Genomic DNA, 19,393 nt, shown 5'->3' with positions numbered 1-19,393 from the left:
GATGGCCCGCAGGGCCTGAGGACGTGGCGCGCCACCGGCGGTCAGGAAAGCCAGCAAGGGCTTGAAGAACCGCCATTCCTCGGGCACCAAGGGCGACATGGCAAAGACACAATCCTTCACCTGTTCCGCCTGCGGTGCCTCACATACACGATGGTCAGGCCGCTGCGACGGCTGCGGCGAATGGAACACCATCGTTCAGGAAGCCCCGCTCTCGGCAGGACCAGTCAAGAAGTCGCTCGGGGGCAAGCGCGGTCAATCCATCGCGCTCACCGACCTCTCGACCGAAGAAACACCCCCGCCCCGCACCCTCTGCGGTGTTGAAGAATTGGACCGTGTCCTCGGCGGCGGCCTTGTCCCTGCATCGGCGCTGCTGGTGGGCGGAGACCCCGGTATTGGCAAGTCCACCCTGTTGCTACAGGCCGCCGCACGTTTTGCCCGCAAAGGTGTCAAAACCATCTACGTCTCGGGCGAGGAGGCCAGCGCACAGGTTAGGATGCGCGCGCGCCGGTTAGGTCTGGAAGAGTCGCCGGTGCAATTGGCCGCTGAAACCAACCTTCGGGACATCCTCACGACGCTAGAGGCAGAAAAACCCGGCCTCGCCATCATCGACTCGATCCAGACGATGTGGGCCGACAATGTCGACAGCGCGCCGGGCTCGGTGTCGCAGGTGCGCGCCGCAGCGCATGAGCTGACGACATTTGCAAAACGCCACGGCGTATCGATCATCATGGTTGGCCACGTCACCAAAGAAGGCCAGATCGCTGGCCCCCGTGTAGTCGAACATATGGTCGACACCGTGCTTTACTTCGAAGGCGAACGCGGGCACCAGTTCCGCATCCTGCGCGCCGTTAAGAACCGCTTTGGCCCAGCGGATGAGATTGGCGTCTTCGAAATGACCGGCAAAGGGCTGGCGCAAGTCACCAACCCTTCGGCCCTGTTCCTATCGGAACGCGGTAAGCCCAGCCCAGGTTCCGCCGTATTCGCAGGTATCGAAGGCACCCGCCCCGTGCTGGTCGAATTGCAAGCACTGGTGGCGCCGTCCCCCCATTCCCAGCCCCGCCGCACGGTTGTGGGATGGGATAGCGGGCGGCTCGCCATGATCCTTGCAGTACTCGAAGCCCGCTGCGGCATCCCCTTTGCCGGGCTCGATGTCTACCTGAACGTCGCCGGAGGGCTGAAAGTCAGCGAACCTGCTGCCGACCTCGCCGTTGCTGCTGCACTGCTCAGCGCTCGTGAAGACACCGCCCTGCCTGCCGATACGGTCGTTTTCGGAGAAATCTCGCTATCCGGGGCACTTAGACCAGCCCCGCAGACCGAAAACAGGTTGAAAGAAGCGCAAAAACTTGGTTTCACAGCGGCAATTGCTCCGGCAGGTGGCAAAACTGGCACTGTGGCAGGTCTGACACTCACCCGACCCTCTGATTTGGTGGGGTTTGTTGGCGAAACCTTCGGAGCAGGGTAAAGTCGCGCCTTGAGGGGCAGAAAACGAACAGGCGAGGGCCATGGAAGGTTTTACAATAATTGACGGGGTTGTGGCCCTGATCATCGTGCTGTCGGGCTTGCTGGCCTATTCGCGCGGTTTCATGCGCGAGGTTTTGGCCATCGCAGGCTGGGTCGCCGCGGCAGTTCTAGCATTCATCTTCGCACCGCAGGCCGTACCACTGGTCAAAGAGGTCCCGGTGGTTGGAGAATTCCTGCGTGATAGCTGCGAGCTTTCGGTCATTACGGGCTTTGCCGCCGTCTTCGCCATTGCGCTGATCGTGGTCAGCATCTTCACACCGCTCTTTTCGTCTTTGGTGCAGCGTTCCGCGCTTGGCGGGCTGGATCAGGCGCTTGGCTTCTTCTTCGGCATCGCCCGCGGCATCCTGTTGGTTGCCATCGCGTTCTTTGTCTACGACACGGTGATGACCGGCCAGTCTTATACCATGGTTGATGAAAGCCGCTCTGCCAAAGTGTTCGAACAGTTCAGCGGACAGATCGAAGAACAAAATCCCGAGGCGGCGTTGGGTTGGGTTACCGCCCAGTACGAAGAGCTGGTCGCAAGCTGCACCGCCGACAACGCCTCTGAGGGTTAATCAAACCAAATTCCAAAGAAAAGCCCGGTTTCAGCCGGGCTTTTTTGCGTTTGGTTCGGAAAAATCAGATAAACCCTTCGCCACCACAAATATTGCAACGGATGGTCTTCAGGCCAAAGCATCCGTCACATCGGCTTGAGATCGGCTTGCCATACTGGTCTCGGCTCTTGATCACTTCACCGGTTCCCTTGCAGATCTCGCAGGGTGCGCGCCCTGCCCCACGACATCGGTGGCAACGCCGCTTGACAGGTTTGTCCTTCGGTGTGTTTTGCTTGTGTTGCCACATGGCGACTGCTCCACCAGGTATTGCCGGACTGCATGCAAAAAACCTTCGCAATGATATGACAGCATAGGTCTGTACATTTGTCATCCTAAACCCGCAGCGTGTACAATTCGCACCTGCGTCAAATCGCGAATGTGATCCTTTGATGACACACGCATCGTTTGGCATTATGTGGAGGCCATACCGACATGGAATCGGAGCTGCCGACCTTGCTGTATCTGTTTTCTTATGCGCTAGCCGCTTTCGTGCTTGTGCCTCAGTCCCGTGCAAACGGACCAAAACACACCATTCAGATACCCGTCCGCACCCGATCCGACCTGAACGCCATCCTAAGCAAGTCATAGAAATTGGAGCCCGTGTATGTGTGGGATTTTGGGGATCGCAAGCCGGACACATGATGTCTTTGCGGAAATCTATGACGGCTTGCTGATGCTTCAGCACCGAGGTCAGGACGCCTCGGGGATCGTCACCTACAACGGCGAGTTCTTCCGTGAGAAGAAAGCAAATGGTCTCGTCAAAGACGTGTTCAATGCCAGTGACGCCGAAACCCTGTTGGGAAAGGTCGGCATGGGCCATGTCCGCTATCCAACCGCTGGCTCGCTCAGCGCGGCCGAGGCGCAACCATTTTTCGTGAACGCGCCTTATGGCATCTATCTGGTTCACAACGGCAACATCACCAATACCGAAGAACAACGCGAAAAGGTAACTGCCAAATACAGCCGCCACCTGCGCACAACTTCGGATTCAGAGGTCCTTCTGAACGTACTGGCCGACAAGGTCGCTGATGCGATCAAGGTCAATGGTAATGCTGATCCGATCCGCAACCTGTTTGCCGGTGTCAAAATGACGATGGAGCGGGTTCAGGGGGCGTATTCGGTGATCTGCCTCGTCGCGGGCGTAGGGATGCTGGCCTTCCGCGATCCTTACGGCATCCGACCTTTGTCTGTTGCCAAGCGTGCTGCAACTGGTGACGGCGATGATTATGCCTTTGCGTCCGAAGATGTGGCATTCGGCATCAACGGTTTTGACAAGCTGCGCGACCTAGGTCCCGGCGAGGCGATCCTTATCGACCTCGACGGCAATATGCACGAGTTCCAGGCCGTTGAAGGTAAACTGACACCCTGCATCTTCGAGTATGTCTATCTAGCCCGACCGGATTCGCTGCTGGATGGGGTGTCGGTTTACAAAACCCAGATGCGAATGGGGCAGACGCTGGCCAAGCAAATTCAGGACTCGGGACTTGAGATCGACCGGATCATCCCTGTGCCAGATAGCGCCCGCCCTGTCGCGCTTGAGGCCGCAAAGATCACAGGCATTCCCTATCGCGAGGGGCTTGTGAAGAACCGTTATGTTGGCCGCACCTTCATCATGCCGGGCCAGGAAGAACGGCAGAAATCCGTGCGTCGCAAACTGAACGCGGTGCCTTTGGAGTTTGACGGTCATAACGTACTGCTGATCGACGATTCGATCGTGCGCGGCAATACAATCAAAAAGATCGTCCAGATGTGCCGTGAGGCCGGCGCCAAAAAGGTCTATATCGCCAGCGCCTCGCCACCGGTGAAATACCCCAATGTCTATGGCATCGATATGCCAACCCGACACGAGCTTGTCGCGAATGGCAAAGAGATCGAGGAGATTCGCGAAGAACTGGGTGCGGATGCGCTGTTCTACCAACATCTCGACGATCTGATCTGGGCTGCCAAGGAAGGCAACCCCGAGATCGAAGCTTTTGACTGTTCCTGCTTTGACGGCAACTACGTCACCGGCGTCGATGAGGAATATCTGGGCAGCCTAGAAAACAGCAGTCGGGTCAGCAAAAAGCGTGAAGATATGCAGGTGGTCGGCAGTTCGTGGAACGCGGCGAAACTGGCCTCTGGGTGATCGGGCGAATCGTTTTGTCCTGAGGCGTCGGCCAAGAGACTTGCGCTAGCGGCCATAGGTCAGAATCCGCCGACAACCTATTGCTGAACGGGCTGCATTTGCAAAGGGTTCGGTATGCGGCATTCGAACCGCTTCCAACCGAGTGCTGCCGGCCTTTTGGTCCGGCAAAGCCCGTGTTACCCGAATGCCGAAAACCACTCACAAAACGGGGTCCGGGCGCGCAGCTCGGCCACAGATCATGGCAAACGCAACGGTGAAAAGCGCCGCCACACAGGCGGGGGCGCTCAAGAAGAACGCGGTCTCGGTATTGGGCATTTTTGGGCCCAAGGCGGACCTGCAAGCCCTGGTCCGCATGTCGTCGGGGCGCATTAAGAAAGTGAAACCCGGCAGTCGTGTCGGCCCGGGTAAGGTTGTCGCCATTGATGAAAATGGCGTTGTGCTGCGACAAAGCGGCCAGAACCGCCGGATCGACATCCCCGGCAGCTGATCCTGACTTGACGCCCTGCGCGTGCAGGTTCAAACCCCCCTCATGACCGATCAGACCAAAATCGCCCTTATCACCGGGGCTTCTCGCGGGTTGGGCGCGGCGCTGGCCGAAGCGCTGGCCCCCGACTATCACATCGTCGCTGTCGCTCGCACTCAGGGCGGGCTGGAAGAGCTGGATGACCGCATCCAGGCGAAGGGTGGCTCGGCCACTCTGGCCCCCATGGACATCACCGATCCCAATGCGATGGCGACCCTGTGCCGGAGCATTCACGATCGCTGGGGCAAGATCGATTTGTGGTTGCATACTGCAATCCATACCTCAGCCCTGACGCCAGTGCATTTCGTTGATCCGAAGGAATGGAACAAGGCAGTCAGCATCAATGCAAACGCCACCTCGGTTCTGATCCCGTATGTCGCGCCTTTGTTGGGCGAAACTGGCCATGCCGTGTTCTTCGATGACCCGAAGGCAGGCGAGAAGTTCTATGGCATCTACGGCGCCACCAAAGCGGCGCAGATGGCGCTGGCTCGCAGCTGGGCGACCGAGACCGCGCGGACAGGACCGCGCGTGTCGATTGTTGAGCCTGCACCGATGCCGACCGCCGTACGTGCGCGTTTCCATCCCGGTGAGGATCGGGATGTATTAACCAGCACTGCGGATGAGGCGGCGCGGATTATAGCACTGTTGTGAGAATGGCCCTGACGGGCCATGCCTCCGGCGGAGGTATTTCTGGCCAGATGAAGCGCGCGGACTAACCGATATGGACGCCGTTTCGCCCGGCGAGGTCGACGAAGAATTGCCAGGCGACGCGGCCCGAGCGTGCCCCCCGGGTGGCTTGCCACTCTATGGCTTCGGCGCGCAGAGTTTCGGGATCAACCTTGACGCCATGAGCGGCGCAGTAGCGATCGATCATCGCTAGATATTCGTCCTGATCGCAGGGGTGGAACCCCAGCCACAGGCCGAAACGGTCAGAGAGTGAGACCTTCTCCTCGACCGCCTCGGACGGATTAATGGCGCTGGAGCGTTCGTTTTCGATCATGTCGCGCGGCATCAGGTGGCGGCGGTTTGATGTGGCGTAGAACACAACGTTTTCCGGGCGACCTTCGATACCGCCATCCAGCACGGCCTTGAGCGATTTGTAATGCTGGTCATCGTGGCTGAACGACAAATCATCGCAAAACAGGATGAACCTGTGCGGCGCGGCACGCAGGTGGTTCAGCAAACGCGCGACCGAGCCCATATCCTCGCGCTGCAATTCGACCAGTTTCAGGTCAGGATGCTCATCCTGCAACGTACCGTGCACCGCTTTGACGAGGCTGGATTTCCCCATTCCGCGCGCGCCCCACAAGAGCGCGTTATTAGCCTTGTAACCCGCAGCAAAGCGGCGCGTGTTGTCCAGCAACGTATCGCGGGAGCGGTTGATCCCTACCAATAGATCAAGGTCGACCCGATTGACCTGTGTGACGGGTTCCAGCCGGTCAGGCTCGACATGCCAGACGAAAGCCGGGGCCGCGTTGAAATCAGGTGCCGCCAGCGGCGCGGGCGCCATGCGTTCCAACGCGTCCGCAATGCGATTCAGGGCTTGGTCGTCCATCGGCTCCTCCGGGATGTTCTGGCGGAGTTCAACCATGTTCCGATCAACACAACAAGAGCAGCAATTGAAAAAGGCGCGCCTACCTTGGGCGCGCCTTTAAAGCTATTGGAACAGGTTACTTGTTCTCTTCGTAATCCTGCATCACGTCTGCGTCGGCTTCGGCCTCTTCATCGTCGTAGTATCCATCGGCGCGCAACTGTTCTTCGCGCTTCTTCTCGACACGGGCGACCAGGAATATTGAAATTTCATAGAGCCCGTAAACTACGACAAAGAGGATGATCTGGGTGATCACGTCCGGCGGTGTGACAATCGCAGCCAACACCAGAATGCCTACCACCGCATATTTACGCACTGCCCCCAGACCTTCGGCACTGACAAGTCCGGCCTTACCCATCAGTGTCAGCAATACGGGCAATTGAAAGCAAAGGCCAAAGGCAACGATGAACTTGATGGTCAGGTTGAGATATTCCTGCGCCGAACCCTGAAACACCACGCTCAAAGGTGCGGTTGCGCCTTCTGCTACAGCTTCCCCTTCCGCTCCAAATTGCTGGAAACCGAGGAAGAAGTCATAGGCCAGTGGCGTGACCACATAAAAAGCGAAGCTTGCGCCCAGCAGGAACATGAAGGGAGAGGCCAGCATGAACGGCAGAAACGCGTTCTTTTCCGATTTATACAGGCCCGGCGCCACGAACCTCCACATCTGCATTCCGATATAGGGAAAGGCCAGAATGAACCCGCCCAGCAGCGAAACCTTGATCGCTACAAAGAACCCTTCCTGCGGCGAGATGAAGATCAGCCCACAATCCTGTCCACGCTCGGTCAGCACCTCACATAGCGGTTGCGTGAGGAAGTTGAACAGTGGGGTGGCCACGGTGAAACAGATGATCATACCGATCAGAAACGCCACAACGCAGTGGATCAGCCGCGTACGTAGCTCGGCCAGGTGCTCGATCAGGGGTGCCGAGCTGTCCTCGATCTCGTCGGTCTTGGTCATGTTTTGCTTTCGGTTTTCAGCGCTGCTTCGGCCTCTTCCGCCTTGGCCAGCGCATCCGCGGCTTCCTTGGCCTTGCGTTCAGCGGCAGCGCGCGCCGTTGTGGCTTGGATCTTCTTGGCTTGCTCTGCTCGCTCGGTGGCCAGCTTGCCGGTCTCGCTGTCAGGGTCGAACTTGGTAGGGTCGATGGATTTGGCCACGTCGCGCGCGGCTTCGTTGATCCCGTCCATCGCTGTACTAACCGGGTTGGTCGCCGCGTTCAGGCCCTTCTTGATCTCATTGACGCCTGCTTCGTCCGCAGCCTCGTTCATTGCAGTGCTGAATTCGCGCGCCATGCCGCGCGCCTTTCCGACGAACCGTCCGACATTGCGGAACAGCACAGGCAGGTCCTTTGGCCCCACCACGATCAACGCGACGATGCCGATGACCAGAAGCTCGGTCCAGCCCAGATCAAACATCTAGGCTCAGACCTTGTCTTTGTCAGTCTCAGGCGTGACGTCTTTGGCCAGCTCGGACGCGTCTTGTTCCAGCTCTTCCGAACCTTCCTTGATGCCTTTTTTGAACGAGGTAATGCCTTTACCCACTTCACCCATCAGCGAACTGATCTTGCCGCGTCCAAACAGGACGAGAACCACAACAGCAATCAGCAGGATACCCGGAAGGCCAATATTGTTGAGCATGACTTGTCTCCTTCTACGTCGGCGCAGCGCGCCGTGAATATGTCTGGCCCCGTGTCTACGCCCGTACGGGCATCAGCAAAAGTGCGACAGATCAAATCCGCGCGCAAAATTGAACGGATCATGCGTTTTTTGCGGACTCGCATTTCTCAACTGACAGGTTTATGTCAGTTGATATCACCTAGAAGGACGATATCGAAACCTGGTCTACGGAGAACCACATGACCCATGTCGCAGAAATCGTCACCTTTACCCTTGCCGACGGCACAAAGCCCGAACAGTTCATCAGGCTAAGCCAAGCCTCCGAAGCCTTCGTCCGCGCGGCTCCCGGCTTTACCCACCGCCAGCTAAGTCATGGCGAAGATGGCCGCTGGACCGACTATGTCGTCTGGACCGATATGAAATCCGCAAAGGATGCCGCTGCTGCATTCATGCAACAGGATTTTGCACCCGCTCTGATGGCGGCAATCAACCCCGACAGCGCCCAGATGCGTCACGAGACCGTGCTATGGAACATGACCGCCTAAGGGCGGCTCAGACGGCGTGTCATGCGCCGCACTGACCGCTTGTTCGACATCATACAAATCCTGCGCGATGGTAACTTGCACCGCGCGCAGGACATCGCGGACCGACTTGAGGTGTCGGTCCGTACGATCTATCGCGATATGGACACGTTGGTGGCCTCGGGCGTACCTGTAGAAGGCGAACGCGGCGTAGGTTACATGGTGCGTGAACAGATCACGCTGCCCCCGCTAAACCTGACACCCGCCGAGCTTGAGGCTCTGAACCTCGGCATGGCGATCGTTGCCGAGGCCGCCGATCCCGATCTTAAATCCGCCGCAGAATCTCTAGCCGAGAAAATCGACGCCGTCCTGCCCACGCAGGTCATTGCCGAGGCCGACAGCTGGAAATTCGCGGTCTATCCCTTCGCTGATGTCGTACGCGGAATGGCACATATGGCCCCGATCCGCGCCGCGATCAAATCGCGCCAGAAATTGCAGCTCAGCTACCGTCGCATTGACGGCGCGCTGACCGAACGCACCATCCGACCGCTACATATGGAATACTGGGGCCGTGTCTGGACACTGACTGCCTGGTGCGAGCTGCGCAACGACTTCCGCGTCTTCCGCATCGACCTGATAGAAAACGTCACGCCTCTGCCGGAACTCTTTACTGACGAACCGGGTAAACGGCTCAGCGACTACGATCCCAATGCGTGATCCGTCCTTCAACTGGCCCCAAATACCTCCGCCGGAGGCATGGCCCGGAACGGGCCATTTCGGTCACTTCAGGTAAGGCTCGGGATCAACCGACTCGAACCCTTTGCGCACTTCGAAGTGCACATATGCATTGTCGCCCCCGCGCAGCGAGGCGATCTTCTGTCCCCGTCGCACCCGATCACCTTTCTTGATGGTGATATTGTCGACATTGGCATAAACAGTCAGCAAGTCATTGTTGTGTTTCACAACGATGATCGGAACCTGATCCGCATCCGCGGTGATCGCGGCGACCGTGCCTGCCTCGGCCGCACTGACCGACGCGCCTGGCGCTGCGGCGATATCTATCCCCTCATTCTTACCCTTCTTGTAGGTCCGAATGATGGTGCCGCTCACCGGGCTTGCCAGCGCCGAGCTTCCCGAATTGGTCGGGGCCTCGGCTGTGATATCCGGCGCAGGCGTTGCCGCGGCAACTTTCTCATCCGGCAATGGCTGCGTCGCGCTCGGCGGCGTAGGAGTTGGTGAGCCTTCGCCCGGTTGGGTTACCGCAGTTGCCGTGGCGGCCGGCGCTGCTGCCCGAGGTGCCGGTTGATTCTTGACCGGGATCAACAGGTACTGGTCTTCGCGCACCATAAAGTCTGGTCCCAAACCGTTCCATTCTGCCAGAGACTCCACAGGCACCTGATAGAGGCGCGAAATTGTATAGGCTGTCTCACCCCGCTTGACCTTGTGCCGGATCGGCTCAGGCCCCGTAGCAACCGGTGCCGGAGCCGCAGCAGGTTGCGCGGGCTCCAATGTCGATGTCTGTACAGATCCTGTGTCCGGTGCCTCGTCAATCGCGGTTCCGGCAATGGTCGCAATATCAACATTGCTCGTCCCACCGACCGAGCGCGGCAAGGCCAGAACTTCACCGTCACGCAGGCTGTCATTTGGCTGCAATCCGTTAAACCGGGCCAATTCGGCCACCGGCATGCCGATCCGGGTGGCGACATCGCCAACTGTATCCCCACGGCGGGCTACCGCGACCTGATAGTTCGGATAGGTGATCACGCCACGCGCATCCGGCGTCGGGCGGTTGGCGGTCGCTGCAAGGGCGGCATCTGCAGTGGAGAACCCGCCGACATTGCCGCGCAGGTCATAGTCATATGGCCCTTCACACCCGGCCAGAATTGCCAGCGCGGCAACACCTGTCGCATAGCGGCGCATTGCTGATTTGGAAACTGCTCTCATTTTACTGTCCTCAACACCTGCCCCTGTTCTCCGGGGTTCTGGCGCCTCTAATATACCTTTACGCTCCGTCTTTTCCCAGCCCCTCAAGCAAGGGCACAAAACGGACCGGCAACAATTCGTCATAGTCCAGACCGGTTTCAGTGCGCGTGACCCGGATTAGGGTCTGCACCGCGTCCGATTGGCCTACGGGTAACACCATGATACCGCCGATTTTCAACTGCGCCAAGAGCGGCCCCGGTGGATCTTCGGCGGCCGCGGTCACAATGATACGGTCAAACGGGGCCTGTTCGGACAGTCCAAATGATCCATCCGACAGCATCGCGGTCACATTCGTCAGCCCCAGCTCAAGGAACAGTTCTCCCGTTTCGCGCACCAGCCTCTTGTGCCGCTCAACCGTGTAGACCCGGCGCGCCAGCTTGGACAGGATCGCCGCCTGATAGCCCGAGCCGGTGCCGACCTCTAGAACCGTATCACGCGGACGCACCTGCAGCGCCTGCGTCATCAGCCCCACAACCGAAGGCTGGCTGATGGTCTGTCCACAGGCAATAGGCAGCGGAGTGTCCTCATAGGCCCGGTCCGCGAACAGGCCTTTGACAAACCGCCCCCGGTCAACCTGCTCCATCGCTGCCAGTACACGTGCATCCGTCACCCCGCGCGAGCGCAGGGCAAACAGGAACTGCATTATGGTTTCTGCGCTTGGTCCAGTCATTCGATGACCTTTAGCGCCTCGAGCGTGTCGTATGCAGTCAGATCAGCGCGCATCGGAGTGACCGAGATATATCCTTCCAGATTGACCGCCGCATCCGTGCCCGGAGCAGTTGGGTTATGTTGATACCCGCCCTTAATCCAAAGGAACCGGCGACCCGAGGGCGAGCTGTGCGGCTCGACAGAGAAATGTGTATCGCGTCGGTACCCCTGCGGGGCCACGCGCGTACCCAGCACCTCATCTGCGGGAACTGGAGGGAAATTCACATTATAGAACAGACGATAGTCGCCCTGCTGCTCGGGTGTCGCATCAAGAATGCGGCGCACCAGATCGGCCCCAAATTTGGCAGCCGCCTCAAACGGATCGTCCAGCCCCAGATTGCGCGGCCCGAAATACTGAGACAAGGCAATCGCGGGCACACCTTGCAACGCCGCCTCCATCGCGCCGCCGATTGTTCCCGAATACAGCGTGTTTTCAGCCGAGTTGTTGCCCCGGTTCACCCCTGACAACACCAGATCGGGCGGGGCGTCCTTCATAACGTCGTGCAAACCGGCTAACACACAATCCGCCGGAGACCCTTCGGCGGCATAGCGACGCTCGCCCAGTTTGGCGACCATCATCGGGTGGGTATAGCTGATGCAATGGCCCACGCCCGACTGTTCAAAGGCAGGCGCGACGACCCAGACCTCGCCATCGGGACCGGCCAGTTCAGCCGCGATCGCTTCAAGCACAATCAGTCCCGGCGCATTGATGCCGTCATCATTGGTCAGAAGAATTCGCATGCCCGGTCCACCCCTCGTTTTGCCCTTGATAGACCCGCCTCAGCGCTGCGACAAGCAATGCACATGCGCAATCTGAGGCTTTCACGCACCACTTGGATGAAAATGCAGGATTTGAGCGTCAGGCCGGGAATACAAAACACCGGTCGCGGCGAATGGTCAGCCACATGACACGGCCCTCTTTGGGTACAAAGACGTTCGGGACCGTCGCCTTCAGGATCGAGCCATCATAGTCCATGCGAAACTCGACAAGGCTTTCATTTCCCAAAAACCGAGCACGCTCAACCACGCCTCGGGCGGCAATGCCGTCTGTCGGCGTCGGCGCAGGCCCTTTGCCATTGCGGTCGAAGTCCAGCTTGACGTGCTGGGGTCGAAACACGATTTCAACATCGGTCGCGTCCGGCACACCGGGCGCAAGAAAACGGCCAAACGGAGTATGCGCCAACGCCCCATTAACTTGGGCCTTCAACACGTTGATATCACTAAAAAACGAAACTGCTGCCTTGTCTGCAGGCCGGGTATAGACATTGTATGGCGCCCCCTGCTGCACAATCTTGCCGCGCCGCATCAGCGCGATTTCATCAGCCATTCGCATCGCCTCGTCCGGCTCATGCGTGACCAATAGAACAGCAGCGTCCTCTTCTTTGAGGACTGCGAGCGTTTCGTCCCGAATGCCGTCGCGCAGACGGTTATCGAGGCCCGAGAACGGCTCATCCATCAGCATGATCCGCGGACGTGGGGCTAACGCACGCGCCAGAGCAACCCGCTGCTGCTCACCCCCAGATAACTGATGCGGAAATCCATCGATGAACCGCATCAGATCGACCTTGGTCAGCAGTTCCTCGACCCGCGCGCGTTTCTGCTCTTTGCTGCCTTTCAGGCCGAACGCGACGTTATCCGCCACGCTGAGATGCGGAAACAGCGCAAAATCCTGAAACATCAGCCCAATCTCGCGCCGTTCGGGCGGTACTCGGAACACCGTGTCACAGATCAGCTTGCCATCTACATAAATCTCGCCCGAGGTCTGCATTTCGACCCCCGCGATCATCCGCAATGTGGTCGACTTTCCGCAGCCCGAAGGCCCCAGCAGGCAAGTCACCTGCCCCGCGTGCACGGTCAACGATACATCATCCACGACCGTCCGCCCGCCAAAGCGCGCAATCAGATTGCGGATTTCCAATCGAGGAGGAGTTGTCGTCACTGTCACCGATGGACCCCATTGCCTTTCCCGATCAAATCCATCGGGCTTAGGCGGGGATAACAACCCCGCCCATCAGGCGCAAGGGATCAGCAGCACCCGGTCGAGGCAGCTTCGCCCTGTACAACAAACGGGCTATCCCCGCCGCAGCCTTCGAAAATCCCGTAATGGGTCGAGAAATCGCCGATAAACTCGAAATGTCGTGCAAAACGGGTGTCTTGCAGCATCATCCACGTGTTGCCACAGACCGGGAATACTTTGCCGGCCTCGATCGTATGGTGGTCATCCAGCACAAATTCATGCGGCGCATGCGGCACTGTGCCCTTGTAGATCACAGCCTGACCGTAATCCTCGCATGCAGGTTCCAACTCCGGCAGCTTGAACAGACGGTAGGTGGCCGAAATAAAGCTCAGCGGTGCGACCCGTTCTTCCAGAATTGGGTTCTCGATGGTCAAAGGCCGATGCGTCAACCGACGGGGATCGCTGAACCCGACCGCACGCGACATCGACAGAAAATCGTTCCAATAGAGCGCACCCGACAGGCATTCGCCATACAGGATCTCATCCTCGGCCATCGCCTTGGGCACCCGGCGATCGGCGTAGACGTCCGAGAAATACATCTCTCCGCCCTCTTTTAGCAGCCGATGCGTACCACGCAGCACAGCAGCCTTGTCGGTCGCCAGATTGATCACGCAGTTTGAGACGATGATATCGAACGATCCCGGTTCGAGGTCCAGCTCATCCAGCTTTTCGATATAGCCGTGGTGAAACTCGACATTGCTGGCCGAATGTCCGAATGCCTTCGCGTGATGGTCCTGATGCGCGCGCGCCACGTCGAGCTGCTCAGGCGTCATGTCAACGCCGACAACACGGCCCTTTTCACCGACCATCGCGGATAAAGCATACACATCGCGCCCCGCACCACAGCCCAGATCCAGGATACGCATTCCCTCCAGATCCAACGGAGCAATCAGCCCGCATCCATAGTAACGTGTCAGCACATCATCATGAATTTGCGACAGAATTTTCTTGAAGTGATCCGGCATATCATCCGGAGTACAGCAGGCATTTGTTTGCAAATCCGCGCTGCCTTGCAACACCTCACCATAGTAGTTCTGCACAGCCTCGTGCTTCATCGGGGCAATCCTTTTGTCACTGGTCTTTTGCAGCTAGTGCAGCAATCCACACCACGCAATCCACCAGCGCCCGATCTGACGAAACCGTGACAGGGCTCAAGCGAGCAGGTCGAAATCCACGCCTGCGTGCACGCGGCCGTTCACTTGAATCTCCAACCGATGCGGCCCAGGAACCAACTTGAACGTTGTTGCATTGCCCTTCAGCTTGTGCCGCTTTCTAAGTGTCAACTGACCACCTGTAAGCGCGGCCTGTTTCAACTTGTGAACCTTGGGTGAGATCTTTCCGCCAGGTCGTTGGAAATGAACGATATAGTCGACCAAGACTGGCTGATCTTCTGCGCCGCTCAGGCGGGTTTCAAACTCCAGCGCTTCACCAATCCGGGCCGGACCGTTTACCTGAATCTCAACCGCAATATCTGCATCGGGATCGTATCCAAGCACCTTCATCGCCTTGGGATGCCCAGATTTCACAAGGCCTCGTAATGCATGAGATGTCATCCAGTTCAGTTCATCCTTGTCCTGCCGCCCTGCCTTGCCCCAATCCCGCAGACGTTCCAGCACCAGATCGGGGTCTTTCTTGGTGATATCATTCAGATGATTGGCGACCGAGCGCGTCACATAGCGCGTCCGATCCCCGTGCAACCGGTCCAATAACGGCAATGGGTCTGACATTGCCAAGCCAACGGCCTGCCCCCACGGTAAACGAGGCCGCGTGCCCTCGCTGACCAGACGACGCACGTGATAGCTGGGATGGGTGCACCAGCCCTGCATCCGCGCCATGACCAGTTCGGAGTGGTGATTGAGGAACGGGCGGATCGCCCATTCCATCGAAAATCGCTGGGTCAGCTCTTCGAATACATCCAGCGCCAAAGCGGGATGATCCAGGCCGATTGCACAAACCCAATCACCCAAGGGCGCAAAGATAAAGTCTCCGAAGTCATCATCACTTTTGGCGGGGTCCAGCGGAGGCGGCAGCGCCCGCAGAATGACCGGTGCCACTGCCGGCAAATCGCCGGGCACCGATTCTTGCAGACACTCTGCAATCCACGCCATACGCTCTTTCAGTTCAAGCTCGGGCAAACGCGACATCACTTTCGCCGCGAATGCTTCTTCCTTGAAATCGGAACCAGCATTGGCGAACAAGCCCGCAAGAAAGCTTACCTTTTCCGCGTTGAACAACTGATCTTTCAGAGAAAAGTTCTGTGCCATACCTACATCGTCAGATTGGTGCCACCACCGTCCAGCAAAATGTTCTGCCCGACAATGAACCCGGCGTGCTGCGAGCATAGAAACGCGCAGGTCGCCCCAAACTCTTCCCTCGTGCCATAGCGTCTCGCTGGGATGGTTGCAGCGCGTTCAGCCCGTGCCTCGGCCATCGAAATACCTTTCTGCTCTGACACCCCGCCATCCAGCGCGTTCGCGCGGTCGGTGGCGTGGATACCTGGCAGCAGATTATTGATCGTCACGCCATGTGGTGCCACCTGGCGCGATGTGCCCGCAACATAGCCGGTTAATCCAGTTCGCGCCGCATTCGACAGGCCCAGCACCGCAATCGGCGCGCGTACCGACTGCGAGGTGATATTCACCACGCGACCCCAGCCCTTATCCATCATGCCCGGCAGCAGAGCCTTCATGAAAGCTATGGGTGTCAGCATATTGGCATCCAGCGCTTTGATGAAATCATCACGCTCCCAGTCTGACCACATGCCGGGCGGAGGGCCACCCGCGTTTGTGACAAGGATATCAGCACCCTGCGCGGCACTTATCACCTCGGCCTGACCCTCTGGTGTGGTAACATCACAAGCCACTGTCTGCACGGCAACGCCATATGATGATCGCAAACGCGTGGCTTCAGCCTCCAACGTTTCGGCTCCGCGCGCGTTCATCACAAGATCAACGCCGGCTTCGGCCAACGCCTCGGCACAGCCCAATCCCAAGCCTTTGCTGCTGGCACAAACCAGCGCACGTTTTCCGCGAATTCCCAAGTCCATTCTGGCCCTCCCTATCTTCGGCACACATCTAACATCGGCCCGGCAAAGAAGACCAGAATGGGATCTTGCGGATTAATAAAAGAACTCTTCACGCACGATCTTGCCATCGGCGACGTGATAGACACCGACCTCACGCATATCAAAGCTCTCACCGGTTTCTTTCACCTTGCCCTGCACTTCAAAGATCACGGCAAAGCGGTCGTCACCATGCGGGTACGGGCCACTGACGGACGCGCCCGATACTTCATGAGCGCCTTCCCACCATTCGTGCTTGCCACGAATGGCTTCCAATCCGTGTGTCTCGCGCCCCATGCCCGCAAAATCCTGTCCCTCAACAGAAACAGCATCCGAGGCATAAAGCTTCTCGAGGTTCTCCTTGGCCCGGTTCTCGCGGCATCCAGCAACCAGTTCGTCTGCGATTTCTTTCAAATTCATTGGTCCACTCCATATTTTGTTCACTATATGTTCTTATTGCCACAGCCACATGATTCGAACCACCCCCTTTGTCTTGCCTCAGTTGGATTCCCCGCCTATACGCGCGCTTATGCTTGATACTTCGAACCAACCCACCCTGCCGCCCGAGATCGCTCGTCGCCGGACCTTCGCTATCATCTCGCACCCGGATGCGGGCAAGACGACGCTAACGGAAAAGTTTCTGCTGTACGGCGGCGCGATCCAGATGGCTGGACAGGTACGGGCCAAGGGTGAGGCACGGCGGACGCGGTCGGACTTTATGCAGATGGAGAAAGATCGTGGTATTTCGGTCTCAGCCTCAGCCATGTCGTTCGACTATGGGAACTTCCGGTTCAATCTGGTGGACACACCCGGCCACTCGGATTTCTCCGAAGACACCTATCGCACCCTGACGGCCGTAGACGCCGCCGTCATGGTCATTGACGGTGCGAAAGGTGTGGAAAGCCAGACGCAGAAACTGTTCGAGGTCTGCCGCCTGCGCGATCTGCCGATCCTGACCTTCTGTAACAAGATGGACCGCGAAAGCCGGGATACGTTCGAGATCATCGACGAAATTCAGGAAATGCTGGCGATCGACGTCACGCCAGCCGCGTGGCCTATCGGTGTGGGTCGCGATTTCATCGGCTGCTACGACATGCTGCGCGACCGGCTTGAGCTGATGGACCGCGCCGACCGCAACAAGGTGGCCGAAAGCATCCAAATCAATGGTCTGGATGACCCTAAGCTGGCCGAGCATGTGCCCGCTGAATTGCTCGACAAGCTGCTGGAAGAGGTTGAGATGGCACGCGAATTGCTGCCCAAGCTCGACCCTCAGGCGGTGCTTGAGGGGCACATGACCCCGATCTGGTTTGGTTCGGCCATCAACTCGTTTGGCGTCAAGGAACTGATGGAGGGTATCGGCGCCTATGGTCCGCAGCCGCAGGTTCAGTCGGCTGAGCCCCGTCAGATCGCGCCCGATGAAAAGAAGGTCGCCGGTTTCGTGTTCAAGGTGCAGGCCAATATGGACCCCAAACACCGCGACCGGGTGGCCTTTGTCCGCATGGCCTCGGGCCATTTCAAACGCGGCATGAAGCTAACGCATGTGCGATCGAAGAAACCGATGGCAATATCGAACCCCGTGCTGTTCCTCGCCTCTGACCGGGAACTGGCCGAGGAAGCCTGGGCCGGAGACATCATCGGCATTCCCAACCACGGTCAGCTGCGCATCGGCGACACGCTGACCGAAGGTGAGGCGATCCGGGTGACCGGCATCCCGTCCTTCGCGCCGGAACTGCTGCAAACCGTGCGTGCAGGCGATCCGATGAAAGCCAAACATCTGGAAAAAGCGCTGATGCAGTTTGCCGAGGAAGGTGCCGCGAAGGTATTCAAACCTTCGATTGGGTCGGGCTTCATCGTCGGAGTCGTCGGTGCGCTGCAATTCGAGGTGCTCGCCAGCCGGATTGAGATGGAATACGGCCTGCCTGTGCGGTTTGAGGCGTCTCAGTTCACCTCGGCCCGTTGGGTCAGTGGCAACAAGGTTGAGATCGACAAATTCGTCAACGCCAACAAGCAGCATATTGCCCATGATCACGATGGAGATATCGTCTATCTGACGCGGCTGCAGTGGGACATCGACCGGGTCGTCCGCGATTATCCCGAGCTGAGCCTGACCGCGACTAAGGAAATGATGACCTGACGGACTCTGCGGGCAATCCAGAAGTGACCAAATGGGGGATTGTGTCCACGATCCGCGCCCCGCGTGAGGATATTCTGCGCTTTGCCGCCCACCACCTCGATATCGGCGCGGACCGGATTCACATCTTTCTGGACGAGCCGGTCCAGGGGGACATCTCAGCCCTGCGCGAGCATCCCCGGATCCGGGTGCGTACCTGCGATGCGGCGTTCTGGAAGCGTCGCAGGCGTGAGAGGCCGGACAAACATCAGGTTCGCCAATCCTCGAATGCGAATTTGATCTACAACAGGACTGATCTGGACTGGGTCGCACATATCGATGTCGATGAGTTTTTGTGGCCAATGTCCCCGATCCCCGACCTGCTGCGCGACATTCCCGATGACATCCCCGCCGTCCGCGTCCGCCCGATTGAGGCGCTGGCGGGTGGCCAGGACCTCTACAAAGCGTTCATTCCCGAAGGTCAGAATCGACAAGCGCTGGTCGAAGCGCTCTATCCCAATTTCGGCACTTACGTTCTGGCCGGTTTTATGAGCCACATTCAGGGCAAACTGTTCGTACGCGGCGGTTTGAAAAAACTGAGCGACCGTATCCACAACCTCTATCAGCACGGTGAGTTTCTGCCAGTCAGAACCGAGCTTCCTCAGATCGATCTGTGTCATCGCCACGCCCCGGATTGGGAGCATTGGCTGGCGCATTATCGTTTCCGCCTCGAACGCGGCTCGTACCAGGCCAGCCCGGATCGCCCGCGAAAGATCGGTGCGCTAGACAGGTACGAATTGATCACCCTTCTGGAGACCGAATACGGGCTCGATGGCCTGCGGGAATTTTACGATGAAATCAGCGCTGCTGACCCGGAAGTGCTGGAACGGCTTGAGGATAACGACATGATCCGTCACCGGCCGCTTGATCTGGACCAAAAAGTCGCGAAACACTTTCCCGGAACCATCTGAATTGTTGCGGAAATCCTTGTTACCGGCAGATTTGCCACGGATTAAACCGACTTCA

The 19,393-nt window shown here is 58.3% G+C and carries 22 protein-coding genes; 10 read left to right on the top strand and 12 right to left on the bottom strand.

Features of this window, described 5'->3' with window-relative positions:
• Nucleotides 1-97: 97 nt before the first annotated feature.
• The 6 genes from radA to ACR0MJ_RS04130 all read left to right on the top strand — a co-directional run bounded on the left by radA (nucleotide 98) and on the right by ACR0MJ_RS04130 (nucleotide 5,413).
• Entirely contained in the window at nucleotides 98-1,462 is a 1,365-nt protein-coding gene (gene radA / locus ACR0MJ_RS04155; protein ID WP_480759385.1) for a DNA repair protein RadA, read from the top strand.
• 40 nt (nucleotides 1,463-1,502) lie between these two features.
• The gene (locus ACR0MJ_RS04150) at nucleotides 1,503-2,075 is read left to right on the top strand and encodes a CvpA family protein (RefSeq protein ID WP_170406144.1); all 573 of its coding nucleotides are present in this window, start codon (nucleotides 1,503-1,505) and stop codon (nucleotides 2,073-2,075) included.
• 471 nt (nucleotides 2,076-2,546) lie between these two features.
• The gene (locus ACR0MJ_RS04145; protein WP_170421970.1) at nucleotides 2,547-2,702 is read left to right on the top strand and encodes a hypothetical protein; all 156 of its coding nucleotides are present in this window, start codon (nucleotides 2,547-2,549) and stop codon (nucleotides 2,700-2,702) included.
• A gap of 16 nt (nucleotides 2,703-2,718) precedes the next feature.
• Nucleotides 2,719-4,239: an amidophosphoribosyltransferase gene (purF, locus tag ACR0MJ_RS04140; RefSeq protein WP_170396815.1), complete on the top strand. Its 1,521-nt coding sequence runs from the start codon at nucleotides 2,719-2,721 to the stop codon at nucleotides 4,237-4,239.
• A 238-nt stretch (nucleotides 4,240-4,477) separates the two neighbouring features.
• Nucleotides 4,478-4,726 (top strand): hypothetical protein, encoded by a 249-nt coding sequence (locus ACR0MJ_RS04135; RefSeq protein WP_170396813.1) that lies wholly within the window; start codon nucleotides 4,478-4,480, stop codon nucleotides 4,724-4,726.
• Between the two features lie 42 nt (nucleotides 4,727-4,768).
• Complete coding sequence (locus ACR0MJ_RS04130) at nucleotides 4,769-5,413, top strand: SDR family NAD(P)-dependent oxidoreductase (protein WP_170509579.1); 645 nt, start codon at nucleotides 4,769-4,771, stop codon at nucleotides 5,411-5,413.
• A 61-nt stretch (nucleotides 5,414-5,474) separates the two neighbouring features.
• On the opposite strand, the gene ACR0MJ_RS04125 is transcribed toward ACR0MJ_RS04130, so the two are convergent.
• From ACR0MJ_RS04125 to ACR0MJ_RS04110, 4 genes are all read right to left on the bottom strand, one after another.
• The gene (locus ACR0MJ_RS04125; RefSeq protein ID WP_170406155.1) at nucleotides 5,475-6,317 is read right to left on the bottom strand and encodes an ATP-binding protein; all 843 of its coding nucleotides are present in this window, start codon (nucleotides 6,315-6,317) and stop codon (nucleotides 5,475-5,477) included.
• Between the two features lie 115 nt (nucleotides 6,318-6,432).
• Nucleotides 6,433-7,311, bottom strand: coding sequence for a twin-arginine translocase subunit TatC (tatC, locus tag ACR0MJ_RS04120; protein ID WP_170396809.1), 879 nt, complete (start codon nucleotides 7,309-7,311; stop codon nucleotides 6,433-6,435).
• Complete coding sequence (gene tatB / locus ACR0MJ_RS04115; RefSeq protein WP_170396807.1) at nucleotides 7,308-7,766, bottom strand: Sec-independent protein translocase protein TatB; 459 nt, start codon at nucleotides 7,764-7,766, stop codon at nucleotides 7,308-7,310. The genes tatC and tatB overlap by 4 nt, the downstream gene beginning before the upstream one ends.
• Nucleotides 7,767-7,772: 6 nt before the next feature.
• Nucleotides 7,773-7,988, bottom strand: a complete 216-nt coding sequence (locus ACR0MJ_RS04110; protein WP_010440381.1) for a twin-arginine translocase TatA/TatE family subunit — start codon at nucleotides 7,986-7,988, stop codon at nucleotides 7,773-7,775.
• A 218-nt stretch (nucleotides 7,989-8,206) separates the two neighbouring features.
• On the opposite strand from ACR0MJ_RS04110, the gene ACR0MJ_RS04105 reads away from it, so the two are divergent.
• Together ACR0MJ_RS04105 and ACR0MJ_RS04100 are read left to right on the top strand one after the other, a co-directional pair.
• Entirely contained in the window at nucleotides 8,207-8,512 is a 306-nt protein-coding gene (locus ACR0MJ_RS04105; protein WP_170636189.1) for a hypothetical protein, read from the top strand.
• A gap of 21 nt (nucleotides 8,513-8,533) precedes the next feature.
• Entirely contained in the window at nucleotides 8,534-9,205 is a 672-nt protein-coding gene (locus tag ACR0MJ_RS04100; protein ID WP_170406161.1) for a helix-turn-helix transcriptional regulator, read from the top strand.
• A gap of 63 nt (nucleotides 9,206-9,268) precedes the next feature.
• Here the strand turns inward: ACR0MJ_RS04100 and ACR0MJ_RS04095 are convergent, their stop codons facing one another.
• The 8 genes from ACR0MJ_RS04095 to ACR0MJ_RS04060 all read right to left on the bottom strand — a co-directional run bounded on the left by ACR0MJ_RS04095 (nucleotide 9,269) and on the right by ACR0MJ_RS04060 (nucleotide 16,677).
• Nucleotides 9,269-10,432, bottom strand: coding sequence for a peptidoglycan DD-metalloendopeptidase family protein (locus ACR0MJ_RS04095; protein WP_170406164.1), 1,164 nt, complete (start codon nucleotides 10,430-10,432; stop codon nucleotides 9,269-9,271).
• A gap of 58 nt (nucleotides 10,433-10,490) precedes the next feature.
• The gene (locus tag ACR0MJ_RS04090; protein WP_480759376.1) at nucleotides 10,491-11,141 is read right to left on the bottom strand and encodes a protein-L-isoaspartate(D-aspartate) O-methyltransferase; all 651 of its coding nucleotides are present in this window, start codon (nucleotides 11,139-11,141) and stop codon (nucleotides 10,491-10,493) included.
• Nucleotides 11,138-11,920 (bottom strand): 5'/3'-nucleotidase SurE, encoded by a 783-nt coding sequence (gene surE / locus ACR0MJ_RS04085; RefSeq protein ID WP_170406170.1) that lies wholly within the window; start codon nucleotides 11,918-11,920, stop codon nucleotides 11,138-11,140. Before surE ends, ACR0MJ_RS04090 begins: the two co-directional genes overlap by 4 nt.
• Before the next feature lie 118 nt (nucleotides 11,921-12,038).
• Nucleotides 12,039-13,124, bottom strand: a complete 1,086-nt coding sequence (locus tag ACR0MJ_RS04080; RefSeq protein ID WP_170396795.1) for an ABC transporter ATP-binding protein — start codon at nucleotides 13,122-13,124, stop codon at nucleotides 12,039-12,041.
• Between the two features lie 80 nt (nucleotides 13,125-13,204).
• Entirely contained in the window at nucleotides 13,205-14,251 is a 1,047-nt protein-coding gene (locus ACR0MJ_RS04075; protein ID WP_170406181.1) for a methyltransferase domain-containing protein, read from the bottom strand.
• Between the two features lie 96 nt (nucleotides 14,252-14,347).
• Nucleotides 14,348-15,460 (bottom strand): hypothetical protein, encoded by a 1,113-nt coding sequence (locus ACR0MJ_RS04070; protein WP_480759372.1) that lies wholly within the window; start codon nucleotides 15,458-15,460, stop codon nucleotides 14,348-14,350.
• A 2-nt stretch (nucleotides 15,461-15,462) separates the two neighbouring features.
• The gene (locus ACR0MJ_RS04065; protein WP_170396789.1) at nucleotides 15,463-16,242 is read right to left on the bottom strand and encodes an SDR family oxidoreductase; all 780 of its coding nucleotides are present in this window, start codon (nucleotides 16,240-16,242) and stop codon (nucleotides 15,463-15,465) included.
• Nucleotides 16,243-16,314: 72 nt separating this feature from the next.
• Complete coding sequence (locus ACR0MJ_RS04060; RefSeq protein ID WP_170396787.1) at nucleotides 16,315-16,677, bottom strand: SnoaL-like domain-containing protein; 363 nt, start codon at nucleotides 16,675-16,677, stop codon at nucleotides 16,315-16,317.
• Nucleotides 16,678-16,786: 109 nt separating this feature from the next.
• Here ACR0MJ_RS04060 and ACR0MJ_RS04055 point away from each other — a divergent pair, with 109 nt between their 5' ends.
• Both ACR0MJ_RS04055 and ACR0MJ_RS04050 read left to right on the top strand, forming a co-directional pair.
• Nucleotides 16,787-18,391, top strand: a complete 1,605-nt coding sequence (locus tag ACR0MJ_RS04055) for a peptide chain release factor 3 (RefSeq protein WP_170421995.1) — start codon at nucleotides 16,787-16,789, stop codon at nucleotides 18,389-18,391.
• 41 nt (nucleotides 18,392-18,432) lie between these two features.
• Nucleotides 18,433-19,338, top strand: coding sequence for a glycosyltransferase family 2 protein (locus ACR0MJ_RS04050; protein WP_170406195.1), 906 nt, complete (start codon nucleotides 18,433-18,435; stop codon nucleotides 19,336-19,338).
• Nucleotides 19,339-19,393 lie beyond the last annotated feature (55 nt).

This window comes from Ruegeria sp. C6 (assembly GCF_056537625.1).
This window is presented reverse-complemented; position numbering and strand designations above follow the sequence as displayed.

What these genes read in the sequence shown, in the direction of transcription:
- radA (WP_480759385.1), top strand. Translation starts at nt 98, where the DNA reads ATGGCAAAGACACAATCCTTCACCTGTTCCGCCTGCGGTGCCTCACAT.
- ACR0MJ_RS04150 (WP_170406144.1), top strand. Translation starts at nt 1,503, where the DNA reads ATGGAAGGTTTTACAATAATTGACGGGGTTGTGGCCCTGATCATCGTG.
- ACR0MJ_RS04145 (WP_170421970.1), top strand. Translation starts at nt 2,547, where the DNA reads ATGGAATCGGAGCTGCCGACCTTGCTGTATCTGTTTTCTTATGCGCTA.
- purF (WP_170396815.1), top strand. Translation starts at nt 2,719, where the DNA reads ATGTGTGGGATTTTGGGGATCGCAAGCCGGACACATGATGTCTTTGCG.
- ACR0MJ_RS04135 (WP_170396813.1), top strand. Translation starts at nt 4,478, where the DNA reads ATGGCAAACGCAACGGTGAAAAGCGCCGCCACACAGGCGGGGGCGCTC.
- ACR0MJ_RS04130 (WP_170509579.1), top strand. Translation starts at nt 4,769, where the DNA reads ATGACCGATCAGACCAAAATCGCCCTTATCACCGGGGCTTCTCGCGGG.
- ACR0MJ_RS04125 (WP_170406155.1), bottom strand. Translation starts at nt 6,317, where the DNA reads ATGGACGACCAAGCCCTGAATCGCATTGCGGACGCGTTGGAACGCATG.
- tatC (WP_170396809.1), bottom strand. Translation starts at nt 7,311, where the DNA reads ATGACCAAGACCGACGAGATCGAGGACAGCTCGGCACCCCTGATCGAG.
- tatB (WP_170396807.1), bottom strand. Translation starts at nt 7,766, where the DNA reads ATGTTTGATCTGGGCTGGACCGAGCTTCTGGTCATCGGCATCGTCGCG.
- ACR0MJ_RS04110 (WP_010440381.1), bottom strand. Translation starts at nt 7,988, where the DNA reads ATGCTCAACAATATTGGCCTTCCGGGTATCCTGCTGATTGCTGTTGTG.
- ACR0MJ_RS04105 (WP_170636189.1), top strand. Translation starts at nt 8,207, where the DNA reads ATGACCCATGTCGCAGAAATCGTCACCTTTACCCTTGCCGACGGCACA.
- ACR0MJ_RS04100 (WP_170406161.1), top strand. Translation starts at nt 8,534, where the DNA reads ATGCGCCGCACTGACCGCTTGTTCGACATCATACAAATCCTGCGCGAT.
- ACR0MJ_RS04095 (WP_170406164.1), bottom strand. Translation starts at nt 10,432, where the DNA reads ATGAGAGCAGTTTCCAAATCAGCAATGCGCCGCTATGCGACAGGTGTT.
- ACR0MJ_RS04090 (WP_480759376.1), bottom strand. Translation starts at nt 11,141, where the DNA reads ATGACTGGACCAAGCGCAGAAACCATAATGCAGTTCCTGTTTGCCCTG.
- surE (WP_170406170.1), bottom strand. Translation starts at nt 11,920, where the DNA reads ATGCGAATTCTTCTGACCAATGATGACGGCATCAATGCGCCGGGACTG.
- ACR0MJ_RS04075 (WP_170406181.1), bottom strand. Translation starts at nt 14,251, where the DNA reads ATGAAGCACGAGGCTGTGCAGAACTACTATGGTGAGGTGTTGCAAGGC.
- ACR0MJ_RS04070 (WP_480759372.1), bottom strand. Translation starts at nt 15,460, where the DNA reads ATGGCACAGAACTTTTCTCTGAAAGATCAGTTGTTCAACGCGGAAAAG.
- ACR0MJ_RS04065 (WP_170396789.1), bottom strand. Translation starts at nt 16,242, where the DNA reads ATGGACTTGGGAATTCGCGGAAAACGTGCGCTGGTTTGTGCCAGCAGC.
- ACR0MJ_RS04060 (WP_170396787.1), bottom strand. Translation starts at nt 16,677, where the DNA reads ATGAATTTGAAAGAAATCGCAGACGAACTGGTTGCTGGATGCCGCGAG.
- ACR0MJ_RS04055 (WP_170421995.1), top strand. Translation starts at nt 16,787, where the DNA reads ATGCTTGATACTTCGAACCAACCCACCCTGCCGCCCGAGATCGCTCGT.